Source organism: Amycolatopsis ponsaeliensis, assembly GCF_030182635.1.
GTDB classification, from domain to species: domain Bacteria; phylum Actinomycetota; class Actinomycetes; order Mycobacteriales; family Pseudonocardiaceae; genus Amycolatopsis; species Amycolatopsis ponsaeliensis.
The window spans coordinates 1-14976 of sequence record NZ_JAPZLD010000042.1 but is presented as its reverse complement, the minus strand read 5'-3'; the positions used below and the strand labels follow the sequence as shown (position 1 = coordinate 14976).

General features: G+C 72.7%; 16 protein-coding genes. 8 read left to right on the top strand and 8 right to left on the bottom strand.

Translation table 11 applies throughout. From position 1 onward, the window contains the following. Positions 1 to 65: 65 nt before the first annotated feature. Together QQ657_RS42715 and QQ657_RS42710 are read left to right on the top strand one after the other, a co-directional pair. A complete protein-coding gene (locus QQ657_RS42715; RefSeq protein ID WP_284748082.1) occupies positions 66 to 1136 on the top strand; it encodes a glycosyltransferase family 4 protein in 1071 nt (356 codons plus the stop codon). 1 nt (position 1137) lies between these two features. Further along, positions 1138 to 2241: a glycosyltransferase family 4 protein gene (locus tag QQ657_RS42710; protein ID WP_284748081.1), complete on the top strand. Its 1104-nt coding sequence runs from the start codon at positions 1138 to 1140 to the stop codon at positions 2239 to 2241. Between the two features lie 217 nt (positions 2242 to 2458). On the opposite strand, the gene QQ657_RS42705 is transcribed toward QQ657_RS42710, so the two are convergent. Beyond that, positions 2459 to 3139: a hypothetical protein gene (locus QQ657_RS42705; protein ID WP_284748080.1), complete on the bottom strand. Its 681-nt coding sequence runs from the start codon at positions 3137 to 3139 to the stop codon at positions 2459 to 2461. Between the two features lie 44 nt (positions 3140 to 3183). Between QQ657_RS42705 and QQ657_RS42700 the strand changes: the two genes are divergently transcribed. Next, on the top strand, positions 3184 to 3840 hold the full coding sequence (locus QQ657_RS42700; protein ID WP_284748079.1) for a response regulator: 657 nt from the start codon (positions 3184 to 3186) through the stop codon (positions 3838 to 3840). A 4-nt stretch (positions 3841 to 3844) separates the two neighbouring features. Here QQ657_RS42700 and QQ657_RS42695 read toward each other — a convergent pair whose 3' ends face one another. The 6 genes from QQ657_RS42695 to QQ657_RS42670 all read right to left on the bottom strand — a co-directional run bounded on the left by QQ657_RS42695 (position 3845) and on the right by QQ657_RS42670 (position 10293). Beyond that, a complete protein-coding gene (locus QQ657_RS42695; RefSeq protein ID WP_284748078.1) occupies positions 3845 to 4024 on the bottom strand; it encodes a hypothetical protein in 180 nt (59 codons plus the stop codon). A gap of 125 nt (positions 4025 to 4149) precedes the next feature. Next, a complete protein-coding gene (locus tag QQ657_RS42690; RefSeq protein ID WP_284748077.1) occupies positions 4150 to 4362 on the bottom strand; it encodes a DUF5988 family protein in 213 nt (70 codons plus the stop codon). A 134-nt stretch (positions 4363 to 4496) separates the two neighbouring features. Beyond that, positions 4497 to 6053 carry a helix-turn-helix domain-containing protein gene (locus tag QQ657_RS42685; protein ID WP_284748076.1) on the bottom strand — a complete coding sequence of 519 codons (1557 nt, stop codon included), beginning with the start codon at positions 6051 to 6053 and terminating at the stop codon, positions 4497 to 4499. Beyond that, positions 6053 to 7435: a carboxylesterase/lipase family protein gene (locus QQ657_RS42680; protein WP_284748075.1), complete on the bottom strand. Its 1383-nt coding sequence runs from the start codon at positions 7433 to 7435 to the stop codon at positions 6053 to 6055. The genes QQ657_RS42685 and QQ657_RS42680 overlap by 1 nt, the downstream gene beginning before the upstream one ends. Continuing rightward, positions 7432 to 8814 (bottom strand): FAD-binding oxidoreductase, encoded by a 1383-nt coding sequence (locus QQ657_RS42675; protein WP_284748074.1) that lies wholly within the window; start codon positions 8812 to 8814, stop codon positions 7432 to 7434. The genes QQ657_RS42680 and QQ657_RS42675 overlap by 4 nt, the downstream gene beginning before the upstream one ends. A 99-nt stretch (positions 8815 to 8913) precedes the next feature. Next, positions 8914 to 10293, bottom strand: coding sequence for a dihydrolipoyl dehydrogenase family protein (locus QQ657_RS42670; protein ID WP_284748073.1), 1380 nt, complete (start codon positions 10291 to 10293; stop codon positions 8914 to 8916). A 74-nt stretch (positions 10294 to 10367) separates the two neighbouring features. Here QQ657_RS42670 and QQ657_RS42665 point away from each other — a divergent pair, with 74 nt between their 5' ends. Beyond that, positions 10368 to 11291 carry an AraC family transcriptional regulator gene (locus QQ657_RS42665; RefSeq protein WP_284748072.1) on the top strand — a complete coding sequence of 308 codons (924 nt, stop codon included), beginning with the start codon at positions 10368 to 10370 and terminating at the stop codon, positions 11289 to 11291. Between the two features lie 114 nt (positions 11292 to 11405). Then, positions 11406 to 11774, top strand: a complete 369-nt coding sequence (locus QQ657_RS42660) for an STAS domain-containing protein (RefSeq protein ID WP_284748071.1) — start codon at positions 11406 to 11408, stop codon at positions 11772 to 11774. A gap of 12 nt (positions 11775 to 11786) precedes the next feature. Here the strand turns inward: QQ657_RS42660 and QQ657_RS42655 are convergent, their stop codons facing one another. Then, positions 11787 to 12194 (bottom strand): ATP-binding protein, encoded by a 408-nt coding sequence (locus QQ657_RS42655; RefSeq protein ID WP_284748070.1) that lies wholly within the window; start codon positions 12192 to 12194, stop codon positions 11787 to 11789. Positions 12195 to 12324: 130 nt separating this feature from the next. On the opposite strand from QQ657_RS42655, the gene QQ657_RS42650 reads away from it, so the two are divergent. The 3 genes from QQ657_RS42650 to QQ657_RS42640 are packed head-to-tail and all read left to right on the top strand — an operon-like array spanning position 12325 to position 14823. Further along, complete coding sequence (locus QQ657_RS42650) at positions 12325 to 13086, top strand: thioesterase II family protein (RefSeq protein WP_284748069.1); 762 nt, start codon at positions 12325 to 12327, stop codon at positions 13084 to 13086. Positions 13087 to 13120: 34 nt separating this feature from the next. Then, positions 13121 to 14644 (top strand): acyl-CoA carboxylase subunit beta, encoded by a 1524-nt coding sequence (locus tag QQ657_RS42645; protein ID WP_284748176.1) that lies wholly within the window; start codon positions 13121 to 13123, stop codon positions 14642 to 14644. Then, entirely contained in the window at positions 14644 to 14823 is a 180-nt protein-coding gene (locus QQ657_RS42640) for an acyl-CoA carboxylase epsilon subunit (protein WP_284748068.1), read from the top strand. Before QQ657_RS42645 ends, QQ657_RS42640 begins: the two co-directional genes overlap by 1 nt. Positions 14824 to 14976 lie beyond the last annotated feature (153 nt).

Sequence of the window (14976 nt, the reverse complement as noted above, 5' to 3'; positions counted from 1 at the left end):
GTGCGATCGTCCAAGGCGTGCGAGTCGCCATAGTCACCGAAAGTTTCCTGCCCCAGGTGAACGGCGTGACCAACTCCGTCCTGCGGGTCGTCGAGCACCTGCGCGAACGCGCGCACGACGTGCTGATCATCGCCCCCGGGCCCGGCCCGGACTCCTACCGCGGCGCCCCGGTCGTCCGGATCCCCGCGCTCGACTTCCCCGGGGTCAACTCCCTCCCGATCGGCGTGCCGACGCGCACGGTGCTCAACGCGCTCGCCGCGTTCGGCCCGGACGTCGTGCACCTGGCCTCGCCGTTCGTGGTCGGCGCGCGCGGGCTGGCCGCCGCGCGCCGGCTGCGCGTCCCGTCGATCGCCGTCTACCAGACCGACATCGCCGGGTTCGCCGCCGCGTACGGCTTCGGCATCGCCGCGCGGGCCGCGTGGCGCTGGGTGCGGCGGCTGCATTCGCGGGCCGACCGGACGCTGGCGCCGTCCAGCGACGCGGTCGAGCAGCTGGAGCTGCACGGCGTCCCGCGGGTGCACCGCTGGGCGCGGGGCGTCGACATCGAGCGGTTCTCCCCGGACCACGCCGACCCGGCGCTGCGGGCCGAGCTGGCGCCGAACGGCGAGCTGCTCGTCGGGTTCGTCGGACGGCTGGCGCCCGAGAAGGAGGTCGACCGGCTGGCCGCGCTCGCCGGGATGCCGGGGATCCGCGTGGTCGTCGTCGGCGACGGCCCGGAACTCGGAAACCTCAAGGAGCAGCTGCCGGGCGCCGCCTTCCTCGGCGCGAAGTACGGCGACGAGCTCTCGAAGGCGTACGCGAGCTTCGACGTCTTCGTCCACACAGGTCCGCACGAGACGTTCTGCCAGGCGGTGCAGGAGGCGATGGCGTCCGGCCTGCCGGTGCTCGCGCCGGACGCGGGCGGCCCGAAGGACCTCGTCCTGCCCGGCCGCACCGGCTACCTGCTGCCCGCGGACCGCGAGGCGTTCGGCCCGGCGCTCGTCGAGAAGGTCGGCGCCCTGCGTGATCCCGCGCTGCGGGCGAGGCTCGGAGAGAAGGCTCGCAAGGTGGTGCTGGGCCGCACCTGGCCGGCCGTCTGCCGCGAGCTGATGGGGCACTACGAAGCCGTGCAGGGCCGGGCCGCCCGCGCGGCCTGACATGCACATCGTCCAGCTCGCGAACTTCTACGGGCCGCGCTCGGGCGGGCTCCGCACGGCGCTGCACCACCTCGGCGCGGGGTACGTCGCGAGCGGGCACGAGGTCACGCTCGTCGTGCCCGGCACGCGGTACGCCGACGAGGTCCTGCCGACCGGCGTGCGCCGGTTCTCCCTGCCCGCGCCGAAGATCCCCGGCACCGGCGGCTACCGCGCCGTCGACCCGCACCGCGTCCGCGCGGTCCTGCGCGGACTCGAACCCGACCGGCTGGAGGTGTCGGACCGGCTGACGCTGCGGGGGATGGGCGGCTGGGCGCGACGGCACGGCGTCCCGAGCACGGTCATTTCGCACGAGCGCCTCGACCGGCTGCTGGAGCAGTTCCTGCTGCCCGAGCCGGTGGCGCGCCGCGTCGCCGACGTCGCGAACCGGCGGATGGCCGCGAGCTACGACACGGTCGTCTGCACGACGGCGTTCGCGCGCGCGGAGTTCGACCGGATCGAGGCGCCGAACGTCCACCGCGTGCCGCTCGGGGTCGACCTGGCGACGTTCCGGCCCGCCATGCGCGACGCCGGCTGGCGCACCGATCTCGCCGGGGGAGCGGACGCGCTGCTCGTCCATTGTGGACGCTTGTCGCCGGAGAAGCACGTGGAACGCAGTGTGGACACGGTGGCGGAGCTGACGGAGGCGGGCGCGCGGGTCCGGCTGGTCGTCGCCGGGGACGGCCCGCGACGGCGGGCCCTGGAGCGCCGGGCGCGCGGCCTGCCGGTGACGTTCCTGGGGTTCCTGTCCGGCCGCGGCGACGTCGCGAAGCTGCTGGCCAGCGCGGACGTCTCCCTGGCGCCCGGCCCGCACGAGACGTTCGGGCTCGCCGCCCTGGAAGCGCTGGCGTCCGGGACGCCGGTGGTGGTGTCGGCCTCGTCGGCGCTGCGGGAGATCGTCCGGCCGGGCTGCGGCGCGGCGGTGGACGACCACGCACCGGCGTTCGCGACGGCGGTGAAGAACCTCCTCGAAAGCCCAGAAGACCTGCGCCGCGCGGCTGCCCGGGCGCGGGCGGAGGAGTTCACGTGGCCCGCCGCGGTGGCCGGGATGCTGGCCGCCTTCCGCTGACCCGCCGGCAGTGGGGGGGGGGGGGGGGGAAGGGGCGGGGGCGGCCGAGGGGAGAGGGGGTCGCGGGGGAGGGGCGGGCTGGGGGGGGGGGAGGGGGAGGGGGGGGGGGGGGGGGGGGTGGGGGTGGTTGGCGCCGCGCGGGGGGGGGGGGGGGCCGGGGCCGGGGGGGGCCGGGCGGGGGGGCCCGGCCCCCCCCCCCCCCCCCCCCCCACCCCTCTCAGTTGACGTACCACTCCATCCGGACCGCGTCCGGTGAAAGAGTCCGCAGTTCCGCGCACACCTCGTGGTCCACCAGGAGCCCGGTGCGGCGGCAGAACCGGGGGACCCGGGTGATCTCGCTCTGCGGCGCGGGCGTGAAGTTCCGGGCGACGAGGTGGTCGCGCAGCACCTCGGGGGCGCGGTCACCGGTGGCTTCCAGGACCCGCCAGCAGCCGCCGGAACCGCAGTCGATGTCCCCGGCGGCCCACAGCCCGGCCGGTACGGGCAGGATCCCTTCGTCGCCGGGCGCGGCCTCCAGGCCGGCGATCCACGCAACGCCGGTGGCGGCGAACCCGGCGAGCACCATCGCCAGGAGCCACCCGTACCCCCGGCGCGCGCCGACAGCGCACACCACTGCCGCCAGCGTCGGGTGGACCCAGTAGATCTCGCGCACCGCCGGGACCCAGGGGCCGGCCAGGCTCAGCGCGCCCGGCAGGACGAACCACGCCAGCAGCGCCAGCAGCACCACGCCGACGATCAGCCCGGACCGGCGTGACGGCGCCAGCCCACTCCAGGCCAGGATCGGGACCAGGCCGAACAGCCCGGCGAACGGGCTCGCCGAGAAGCTCGCCACGACCATCGCCGCCACCGCGAGAGCGACGCGCCACCAGTGGGTCTTGACTCTTTCGGGGGTCAGCACCCGGCCATTCTCCCGGACACCCGGAATGCGGCAGACTGCCGATCATGACGATCGCGGTGATGGTGGTGGACGACCAGCAGGTCGTGCGCGAAGGCCTGGTCGCGCTGCTGGGGCTCCTCGACGACGTCGAGGTCGTCGGCTCGGCGGCCGATGGCGCTCAGGCGCTCGAACTGGCCGGGACGCTCGACGGCCTCGACGTCGTGCTGATGGACCTCAACATGCCGGTCCTGGCCGGAGCCGAGGCGACCCGGCGGCTCACGCGAGAACACCCGGACGTCGCCGTCCTCGTCCTCACGACCTATTCGGACGACGCGTCGATCGCCGTGGCGCTCGCCGCGGGGGCGAAGGGCTACCTGACGAAGGACGCGGGCCGGCACGAAATCGGCGCCGCGCTGCGGGCCGTTGTCGCCGGGCAGCTGACCTTCGGGGCGGACGTGTCGCGTCAGGTCGCCGGGGCACTGTCCGGTGCCGCGAAACCCAAGCCGCGCAAGGAAAGCCTCCCGGACGGGCTCACCGCGCGCGAAGCCGAGGTGCTCGGGTGGATCGCCGCCGGGAAGAGCAACGGCGAGATCGCGGCCGAGCTGTTCATCGGCGAGACGACGGTGAAGACGCACATCAACAACGCGTTCGCCAAGATCGGGGCCCGCAACCGGATCGAGGCCATGCGCTACGCCGTGCGGCACGGCCTCGACCACGACTGACCGGTCACGATTTGCGGCGCTCTTCGATGTATTCGAGCGCTTTGCTCCCGGCCTGCTTCGCCTGGTCGTACCGGCCCGCTTTCTTGAGCGCGAACACGACCACGCCGAGCAGCAGGATCAGCAGGAAGATCCCGCCGCCGATGATGGCGAAACGGAGCAGCATGAAACCGAGTACTTCACCCATGGCGAATTTCCCTCCGGACGGCGGCGCCGCTTTTCGCGACGCCCGACCGGAAGGAAACTAACGCCGGAACCGGGTGGAGCAGGACCTCCGCGGGGTGGAGATCCGGGTGGAGGCGCGGCCGCGGGTCACTCGGCGACTCTGGTGCGGCCGCACCAGGCGAACACCGGCACGTGGTCACCGCCGCTGGTCGTCGTGAACTCGCCCTCGTGGGAGAAGTGCTCGTAGCCGGCGCCGAAGCTGACCTTCGCGACGTCTCCGATACTGCCGACCGTCCAGTCGCGGTGCTGCTCGGTCAGCTCGGCCGGACCACCGGAAAGCGCAACTTTGATGTTCGTCATGATTCATCTCCGTGGGTTCGTCTACGCGGAGGAAAGACCGAAAATGTGGCCTTCGTCTCTCGACGATGCCTGACGGACGTTCGTCGTGTCAATATGTGCGGTTCTGTGCGAAATTGGCCCGGAATAGGGGTTGACTAATTCACTTCGCGGCTCAGCCGGTGGATGCGCAGGGCCAGGTGGACGTCCAGCGCGCGGTCGCCCTCCTGCCAGTCTTCGCCGAGCAACGCGGTGATGCGGTCCAGACGCTGGTAGAGCGTGTTCGGGTGGATCGTCAGCTCCTCGGCCGCCGTGGCCTTGCGGCGCCCGCCGCGCAGGAAGACCTCCGCCGTGTGGACGAGGTCCGTGCCGCGCTCTTCGTCGTGGGCCAGCAGCGGGGAGAGGGTCCGGGCGACGTACGCGCCGGCCTCCGCGCGGCCGGCCTGGCTGAGCAGGTAGCGGTACGGGCCGAGATCGGCGGGCGACGCCGTGGCCCCGGTGCGGCCCAGTGCTTCCAGGACCCGCACGCACGCGACCGCGTCGTCGTACGCGTCGGCCAGCGCGGTCGCGCCGGTCGCCGGGCCGGCGAGGCCGGTCGTGCCCAGCGACCAGGACCGGACCGTCGCCTCGTCCGCGCGGACCAAGGCGACCACGCGACCGTCCACTCTGGACGAAAGCGGGGCGAGGTTCCGCAACCGCTGGTCTTCGCTCACCACGACCAGGTGCGGGCGCCGCAGGTCGCGGGCGTACGCGGGGACCTCGCGGACCCGGCGGGTCACCAGGTGTTCCACCAGCTCCTCGGTCGTCCGGCGTTCGGCCCGCTCGACCGACGCCACCAGTGCGACGGTCATCGCCGAGCGCTCCAGCAACCGGACGTCCGCCTCGTCGAGCGGCGCGTCGGGAACCACTTGCAGCGCCCCGAAATACGTGTTCGCCGAGGCGACCGGCACAGTGACCGCCCGCTCGGTCACCTGAGTCCGCCGGACGCCGGCGAACAGCGCCGACGGCTTGCCTTCGAGCCCGGCATCGACGAGCGAACCGTCGCGGGCCGCGGCGCGGACCTCGTCGTGCTCGTCCGCGACCAGGACCAGGCCCGGCACCAGCTCCGACAGCGGGACCACGACGTCTTCGGGCGCGCCGCCGTGCAGGGCGACCTCCGAGAGCCGGTCGTGCAGCCGGACGGCGCGTTCCAGCCGGCCGTTCGCCGCCGCCAGCGCCGTGACCAGCTTGGCGTTCTCGATGGCGATCGCGGCGAACGACCCCAGCGACGTCAGCAGCGACGACTCCGCCGCGGTGAACCGGCGCACCGCGCGCTGCGACACCATCAGCACGCCGGCCACCTTGCCCCGCAAGCGCAACGGCACGCCGAGGATCGTGCGCAGGCCCTCGTCCTCGGCGACGCGGTCGACCTCGCCGAGGTGCGTCAACCGGGCGTCGCCGAGGTAGTCGGCGCTCTGCACCGGTTCGCCGGTGTCCGCCACCTGTCCGGCCAGCCCGCCGTGCGGCGGCAGCACGACCCCGCGCAGCCGCGGGCCCAGTGAGCCGTCGGTGACCCGGATGACGAGCGAGCCGTCCGGCTCGGCCAGCGCGAGGTAGGCGACGTCGACGCCGAGCAGGCGCCGCGCGTGGTCGACGACCTCCTGCACCAGCGCGTCGAGGTCGTGGACCGCCGACAGGCGCAGGACGAGGTCGTAGAGCTCGCGCTGGGCGTCCATCAGCCCAGGTGGGCCGTGGTGCCCTCGGCCCAGCCGGGGTCGCCGGTGGCGGCGAACCGCACCCATGCGGCGTTGACCTCGCGGGCCAGCTCCGCCGGTGGCCGGTCGCCGACGAGGCCGGCCGACTCGTCGAGGGAGTCGAACACGAACGGCAGCTCCATGCCGTGGCACGCGCCGAGCGTCGGCGCCCGCCACTCGAACTCGTACCGGAAGGAGCGGCCCTGGTGGCCCGCCACGAGCTCCTTGACGCCGTCGCGGAAGACGAGGTCGGTCATGGCCTCGACGAACACCTCGCCCGCCTTCCGGCCGTCGCCCAGGCCGTAGCTCTCGAGCACGCCCGCCGCGTCCGGGTGCGACGCCGACAGCATGGCCACGGCCTGCTCGTCGGTCAGCACGTCCGCCAGCCCGGTCGGGCCGAAGTAGAGCAGCATCTCCTCGCGGCACGTCCCGGCGATGAGGTCGACGTCGGAGCCCGCGCCGTTGCGGATCGCCTCGCCCGGGTGCTCGGGCAGGACGTCGTCGCCGACCAGCGGGAGGAACGGGCTGAGGCCGAAACTGCGGTCCCGGCCGTCCGCGTCACGCAGATCGGGCCCGCCGCCGGGCTTGAGGAGGGCGTCCTGGGCGTCGAGCAGCTGCTCGGTGGAGAGCTTCCGGAACGCTTCGGCGGTGGGTTCGACGCCGAGCCCGTCGGCGACCGCCTGCGTCACCCGCTCCAGCTCGGCCCGGCCGCGCACCATGTTCGCGTGTCCGCTTTGGACGATCGCGCGCCGGAAGAGCCCGGCCGAAAGCGGTGAACCGAGCAGGCAGGCGACGCTGATCGCGCCCGCGGACTCGCCGAAGAGCGTGACGTTGGCGGGGTCGCCGCCGAACGCGGCGATGTTCTCCCGGACCCAGTGCAGCGCGGCGAGCTGGTCGCGCAGGCCGAGGTTGGTCGCGCCGCCGTCGAGGGGCAGGAAGCCGTCGATGCCGAGGCGGTACTGCAGCGTCACCAGCACCGCGCCGGCGCGGGCGAACGCCGTGCCGTCGTAGACCGGGGCGGATCCGGTGCCGCCGATGAACGCGCCGCCGTGCACGAACACCAGCACCGGCAGGTTTTCGGCGCCCGGGTCCGGGGTCCAGACGTCGGCGGTGAGGTACTCCGGGCCTGGCCGGGGGCTGCCCACCAGCGGGGAAAGGTCGAGGCCCGGGATCGTCCGATGCCGTTGCGGCGCGGTGGGTCCGGGCTCGCGGGCGTCGCGCACGCCGTCCCAGGCGGGCGGCGGGACCGGCGCGGCGAACCGCAGCTCGCCTTCGGGCGCGGCGGCGTACGGGATGCCGCGGAACCGGACGCCGGTGGCGATCGGCTCGCCGCGGACCTCGCCGGCGGTGGTGCGGACGATCATGCGGGTGTCCCTTCGGGAAAGACCTTGCCGGGGTTGAGGATGTGGTGCGGGTCGAGGGCGTTCTTGACCGCGCGGTGCAGTTCGAGCACTTCGGGTCCGAGTTCGCGCGCGAGGCCGGGCTGCTTGAGCAGGCCGACGCCGTGTTCGCCGGTGACGGTCCCGCCGAGGTCGAGGGCGTCGGAGATGATGTCGTCGAAGGCCGCCTGGGCGTTCTTCCGGGCGGCCTCGTCGCCGGCCGGGGTGACCAGCAGCGGGTGCAGGTTGCCGTCGCCGATGTGCGCGACGTTGGCGATGTGGACGCCGTGGCGCTGCCCCGCCGCGTCGATGCGGGCGAGCATCTCGGGCACGGCCTGCGTCGGGACGCAGACGTCCTCGGTGAGCAGCGGGCCGAGCCGTTCCAGCGCGGGGTAGGCGAGGCGGCGGGCGGCGAACAGCGCGTCGGCCTCGGCCTGGTCGGTCGACTGCGCGGCCCACGTCGCCCCGGCCTGCTCGAAGCAGTCCAGGATCTCCGCGGCTTCGTGCTCGCCGAGGGCGCCGGGTGCGTCGGTGCGGGCGAGCAGGACGACGTTCGCGTCGGCGCTCAGGCCCATGTTCTTCCACTTGTCCACCGCGGCGAGGCAGTGCCGGTCGACGAGCTCCAGCGCCGAGGGCAGCACGCCCCGGGCCGCGACCGCCGCGGCGGCCTGCCCGGCGGCGACCGTCGTGTCGAAGTACCCGGCGACCGTGCGTTCCGCGGCGCGGGCCGGCCTGAGCCGCACGGTGACCTCGGTGATCACGCCGAGCGTGCCCTCCGACCCCACCATCAGCCCGGTCAGGTCGTAGCCGGCGACACCCTTGGCGGTGCGCCGGCCGAGCCGGACGAGCTCGCCGGTGCCGGTGACGACCTGCAGGCCCAGGACGTAGTCGCGGGTGACGCCGTACTTCACGCAGCAGACGCCGCCGGCGTTGGTGGCGACGTTGCCGCCGATAGTCGACCACGGCGAGCTGGCCGGGTCGGGCGGGTACCAGAGGCCGCGTTCGGCACAGGCGGCGCGCAGGTCGTCGTTGACGACCCCGGGCTCGACGACGGCGTACCGCTCCCGCTCGTCGATCTCCTTGATCGCGGTGAGCCGGTCGGTGACGAGCACGACGCACCCGCCGACGGCGTTCGCCCCGCCGGAGAGGCCGGTGCCGGCCCCGCGCGTGACGAGCGGGGTCCGGTGCTCCAAGCAGGCCTTGACCACGGTCTGGACCTCTTCGGCGGTGTGTGGCCGGACGACCACCGCGGGCTGCTCGTACGGCGCCCACTCGGCCTCGTCGTGGGCGAAGCCCGCTACGACGTCCGGGTCACGGACCAGCCGGTCCGCCGGCAGCCGGGCGGCCAGGTCGTCGATCAGCATCCGCGGGAACCTCCTCGTCACCGGGTTCCCACGCTAGGTCGGCGGCGCCGATCCGGCCATGGGGAGAATCTCCACCGGAGGCGGCAGTGGGTGTGCGTTCTACCCGCTGACCACCTTGCCGAGGACCTCGTTGAGGGCTTCGGTCGAGCTCGGGTGCGTGTAGATCGCGGTGCGCAGCTCGGTCGCGGTGACGTGGTGGCGGATGGCCAGCGCGACGGTGTTGACGATCTCCTGCGCGTCGATGCTGAGCAGGGCCGCGCCGAGGATCAGGTCGGTGTCGGCGTCGATGACGAACTTCATGACACCGCGCGTCTCCTCGACGGTGTAGGCCCGCGGCATGGCGACGATGTCGGCGACCTTTTCGCGTGCCACCTTGATGTTCAGGCCCAGCGTGCGGGCTTCGCGCTCGGTCAGGCCGACGGTCGCCAGCGGCGGGGTGATGAAGAGCGTGTGCGGCACGGCGACCCGGTCGCCCGTGGTGCGCTTGCCCTCGCCGAGCAGCTGGTCCAGCACGATCCGGGCGTCGTCGAGGGCCACGTAGGTGAACTGCGGGCCGCCGTTGACGTCGCCGACGGCGTAGATGTGCGGCTGGTTCGTGCGCAGGTGCTCGTCGACCTCGACGGCGCCGTTCGGCGTGGTCCGGACGCCGGCCGCGTCGAGCCGGAGACCGTCGGTGACGGGACGGCGGCCGGTGGCCGGGAGGAGGGCGCTCGCTTCGACCTCGTGCGTCTCGCCGTCTTTTTCGTAGACGACCTTCGCGACGGCGCCGCTGTCTTCGACCTTCGTGATCTTCGCGCCGGTGATGATCCGGATGCCGTCGCCCTCGAGGATTTCCCGGGCGGTCGCGGCGATGTCCTCGTCCTCGCGGGGCAGCAGCCGGTCGGCTCCTTCGAGGACGGTGACGTGCGTGCCGAAGTGCTGGTAGATCGCCGCGAACTCGAGCCCGAGGTAGCCGCCGCCGACGACGATCAGGCGTTCGGGCAGCGTCGCGGCCTGCGTCAGTTCGGTGCTGCTGACCAGGTGCTTGCTGGTGGCCAGGCCCGGGATCGGCGCGACGACCGGCGCGGAGCCGGTGCTGAGGATGATCGTCGGCGCGGTGACGGAGATGCGGTCGTCGCCTTCGCCGATGTCGACGGTGTGCGGGTCGGCGAAGCGGGCGGTGCCGGTGATGACGGTCGCGGTGTCCTTGCCGTCGAGGGAGGCGAAGTTGCCCGCGCGGAAGGCGCTGGTCAGGGCGCGGACGCCGGCGATCGAGTGGGCGAAGAACTCCTGCGCGTCGTCTTCCAGGCGGCGGGCGTTCGAGTAGTGGACGAGCATTTTGGTCGGCACGCAGCCGACGTTCGGGCAGGTACCGCCGTACATGTTCGCGGACTGCTCGACGAGGACGACGCGCTTGCCCGCGTCGCTGAGCGCGTGGGCGGCGGTCTTCCCGCCCTTGCCGAAGCCGATGACCAGGACGTCCGCGGTGAGCTTTTCCATGTGGTCGAGTGTGCGTCGGTGACGATGAGACGAACAGGCTTGCCAGTATCAGTTTTCTACCCGAAAGTATCACCGTGGATACCGTCAGCCGGTTGCTTCGCATGGCCGACCTCGAGGCGGTGCTCGAGAAGCACTGCCTGCTCGGAGCGGGCACGCGCATGGACGTCGCCCGGTCCCGGGCGCTGACGGTGCCGTTCCACGTGCTGCTCGAGGGGGAGTGCCGGCTGTACGTCGGCCGCGAGGTGTTCGAACTGCGTCCTGGCGACGTCGTGCTGATTCCGAGCGGCGTCGGGCACCGGGTGGTCACGGCGGGGCCGGGCCGGCCCCGCGGCACGGTCGAGACCGAGGGCGCGGCGTTCGCCACCCAGCTCAGCGAGCGTGGCGGCGACCCGGTCATCGACCTGTTCTGCGGCCACTACACGGTGAACGCGGGCCCGGGCGCGCTGCTGTTCCGGAGCCTGCCGGGCGCGATCCACGTGTCGTTCGGGCAGTCCGCCGAGACGGACGAAGTCCTGCGTGGGCTGAGTTTCCTGATGCGCGGGGAGGCGCTTCGCGACGGCTCCGGAACGGCGGCGATCCTCTCGGCGCTGAGCACGGTGCTGCTGGCGATGGTGCTGCGGACGGCCCGCGGCGCGGCCACGGCGGACGCGCTGTGGACGGCGGTGGCCGACCCGGGGATCGCCGAGGCGGTGTCCGGCATCCTGGCGAACCCCGGAGCGGACTGGACGATCGAGCGGCTCAGCCGTCAGGTGGCGATGTCACGTGCGACGTTCCTGCGACGGTTCGTCCGGGAGACGGGGACGACGGCGGGGGCGTTCCTCACCCGCGCCCGGATGATGACGGCGGCCCAGCTGCTGACCACGTCCGATGCGACCGTCGCGGTGGTCGCCGGGAGGGTCGGCTACCAGTCTGAATCGGCGTTCACCCGTGCGTTCCGGGCGGAGCTGGGGACGACGCCGGCGCGGTTCCGTCGCGAATCGGTTGTGCATCGGTTGTAGAGTGACGGGAGAGCGGTTCAGCCTGCAGCCGTCGTGCCTCGATCTCGCAGCCCCACCCGGGGCTGCCGTGCGGCCGGACCGGCCTCACGCGTCTTCGCCAAGGAGGCCTTCGCGATGCTCATCCCCGCTCCGAGCAGCTGCCCGATCTTCGAAGTGACCACAACGCCGGAGGCAAGCGTGGTGACCGCGACCGGCGACCTCGACCTCGCGGTGACCGGCCGGTTGGGGGAGTTGCTGAGCCGCGAAGTCCGGCTGGCCCCGCCGGCGTTGGTGTTCGACGCCTCGGCGGTGACGTTCTGCAGTGCTCGGGTGCTGACGATTCTGCTGGACACCGCGTCGGCCGGCGTGCCGTTCGCGGTCGCCGGTCGGGGCCGGGCTCTGCTGCGGCCGATCGCCGCGCTGGGGCTGGAGCTTGTGCTTCCGGTGCAGTGGAGCGTCGACGAGGCTTTGGCTTGGTTGAAGCTGGTTCCTCAGCTGCGTTGACGGGTGCGGTGGCTAGTCCGCCGAGCACTCCACCCGGGCCCAGACCAGCTTTCCGTCGTCATGCCGGCTGACACCCCAAGCCAAGCAAAGCTGATCGACCAGCAACAACCCCCGCCCACCACCACGGTCAGGCACCCGCAGCTTCGGCTCGCCGCCCCCGGCGTCGGCCACCGCCACCGTCACTTCGCGGGGATCGTGCGCGCAATGGATCCGCAGCTGCCGGGGCCCACCGCCGTGGACGTACGCGTTCTCCAGCAGCTCGCCCACGATGATCAGCGTGTCGATCAGGTCTTTCTCGCGGAGCTTGCCCAGCTTGGTCTCGGCCCAGCGGCGGGCCGCCGTCAGTCCGGTGCGGTCCAGGCCGGCGACGTCCAGCACCTGCCAGCCGGCCGGGTCGGCTCCGCTCCAGGTCACGCGCATGCCATCACGGTTACCCGGTTCGGCCGCCGCTACCCGTCACCCGTTAGGGGCCGTTAGGGGTCGTTGGTCACCGTGGGTGCTGGCTAGCTTGGCCGGGAGGAGCCTCCGACACCGAAGGGCGGTGGACGACATGGTCGCCCCCGTGGACCACGCCGAGGAGAACTGGTTCCGCCGGTTCGCCGCGTCACCCGAGGCGAAAGCGCGGCTCGTCTGCCTGCCGCACGCCGGCGGGTCGGCACCCTTCTACTTCCCCGTCGCCAAGGCGCTCGCCCCGGACGTCGAGGTGCTCGCCGTCCAGTACCCCGGGCGGCAGGACCGGCGGCACGAACCCTTCTTGACCAGCATCGACGCCATGGCCGAGCGGGTTGCCGAGCTTCTCCTGAAGCACACCGACCGGCCGCTCGCGCTGTTCGGGCACAGCATGGGCGCGATGGTCGCCTACGAGACCGCCCGGCGGCTCGAACGGGCCGGGGCCGAAATCGCCGCGCTGTTCGTCTCCGGGCGGCGTGCTCCCTCGCGAACCCGCGACGAGAGCGTGCACACCCGGACCGATGACGGCGTCATCGCCGAACTGCGGCGCCTCAGCGGCACCGAGGCCGACCTGCTCGGCGACGACGACGTCGTCCGCATGATCCTGCCGGTCGTGCGCAACGACTACCGGGCCGTCGAGACCTACCGGTACACCCCGGGCGAGCCCCTGACCGCGCCGATCGTCGCCTTCACCGGCTCCGACGACCCGATGGCCACCGTCGACGAGGTCGCCTCCTGGGCCGACCACACCGCCGGCGGCTTCGACCTGGTCGAGCTGGCCGGTGGGCACTTCTTCCTCACCCGCCACCAGGACGTCATCCTGCGTCGGCTGGCCGGCGAGCTGGGAGGTGTCCGTGTCTGAGGCACCGGCCGCGTTCGCCAACCGGCTCGACGAACTGCGCGAGATCAAGGACGCGGCGCGCCGCGGGCCCGACGACGCCGCGACGCAACGCCAGCACGAACGCGGCAAGCTGACCGCGCACGAGCGGATCGAACTGCTCCTCGACCCGGGCTCCTTCACCGAGCTCGAGGCCCTGCGCCGGCACCGGGCCACCGGCTTCGGGCTGGAACAACGCCGCCCGCACTCCGACGGCGTCGTCTGCGGCTGGGGCACCGTGGACGGCCGGACGGTCTTCGTCTACGCCCACGACTTCCGGATCTTCGGCGGCGCGCTCGGCGAGGCGCACGCGCAGAAGATCCACAAGGTGATGGACCTCGCCGAGGCCGCGGGCGCGCCGCTGGTGTCGCTCAACGACGGTGCCGGGGCCCGGATCCAGGAGGGCGTCACGGCGCTCGCCGGCTACGGCGGCATCTTCCGGCGCAACACCCGCTGCTCCGGCGTCATCCCGCAGATCTCGGTGATGCTCGGCCCGTGCGCGGGCGGCGCGGCGTACTCGCCCGCGCTGACCGACTTCGTGTTCATGGTCCGCGAGACCTCGCAGATGTTCATCACCGGACCCGACGTCGTGCAGGCGGTGACCGGCGAGCAGATCACGCAGAACGGCCTCGGCGGCGCCGACGTGCACGCCGAAACCTCCGGCGTCGCCGCGTTCGCCTACGACGACGAGGCGACCTGCCTGGCCGACGTCCGCTACCTGCTTTCCTTGCTGCCGGCCAACAACAACGAGGCGCCGCCGCACGTGCCGGCCGCCGACCCGCCCGGCCGCCGCACGGACCGGCTGCTCGACGTCGTGCCCACCGATCCCGCCCGCGCCTACGACATCTGCGACGTCATCGCGGAGGTCGTCGACGACGGCGAGTTCCTGCAGGTGCACGCCGGCTGGGCGACCAACGTCGTGTGCGCGCTCGCCCGGCTGGACGGACACGTCGTCGGGATCGTCGCGAACCAGCCCGCCGTGCTCGCCGGGGTGCTCGACATCGAGGCGAGCGAGAAGGCCGCCCGGTTCGTGCAGACCTGCGACGCGTTCAACATCCCGCTCGTGACGCTGGTGGACGTCCCCGGCTTCCTGCCCGGCGTCGACCAGGAGCATGGCGGGATCATCCGCCACGGCGCGAAACTGCTCTACGCCTACTGCAACGCCACCGTGCCGCGCGTGCAGGTGATCCTGCGCAAGGCCTACGGCGGCGCGTACATCGTCATGGACTCGCGGTCGATCGGCACCGACGTCTCGCTGGCGTGGCCGACGAACGAGATCGCCGTGATGGGTGCCGAAGGCGCCGCGAACGTGATCTTCCGCCGCGAGATCAAGGCGGCCGACGACCCGGACACCGTGCGGGCGCTGAAGATCAAGGAGTACCGCACCGAGCTGATGCACCCGTACTACGCGGCCGAGCGCGGCCTCGTGGACGACGTGATCGAGCCGGGCGAGACGCGCGAGCTGCTGATCCGTTCGCTCGCGATGCTTCGCACCAAGCACGCCGACATCCCGGCGCGCAAGCACGGGAACCCGCCGGTCTGATGGGCGAGCCGGTGGTGCGGGTCCTGCGCGGCGCGCCCGACGAAACGGAGCTGGCGGCGCTGGTCGCGGTCTTGGCCGCGGTCAGCGCCCCGAAGCCCGTCGAACCCGAAGTGCCGGCCCCGCGCCCGCGCCGCTTGCCGCGCTTCCAACCGGCCACGAGCTGGCGCGCCCTCCGCTGACCGCCATGAGGGGCACCCTCATGGCCTTAAGTGGCTCTTTGTACCGATGTGTGGGTGGTTGAGCGTGGCGTGAAGGGGCGCACGCCGTTGTCCGGCTTAGTTTCTGGCTTGTCGAAGGTCAGCAACCAAGTGATCGGGGAACGGCGTGCGCAA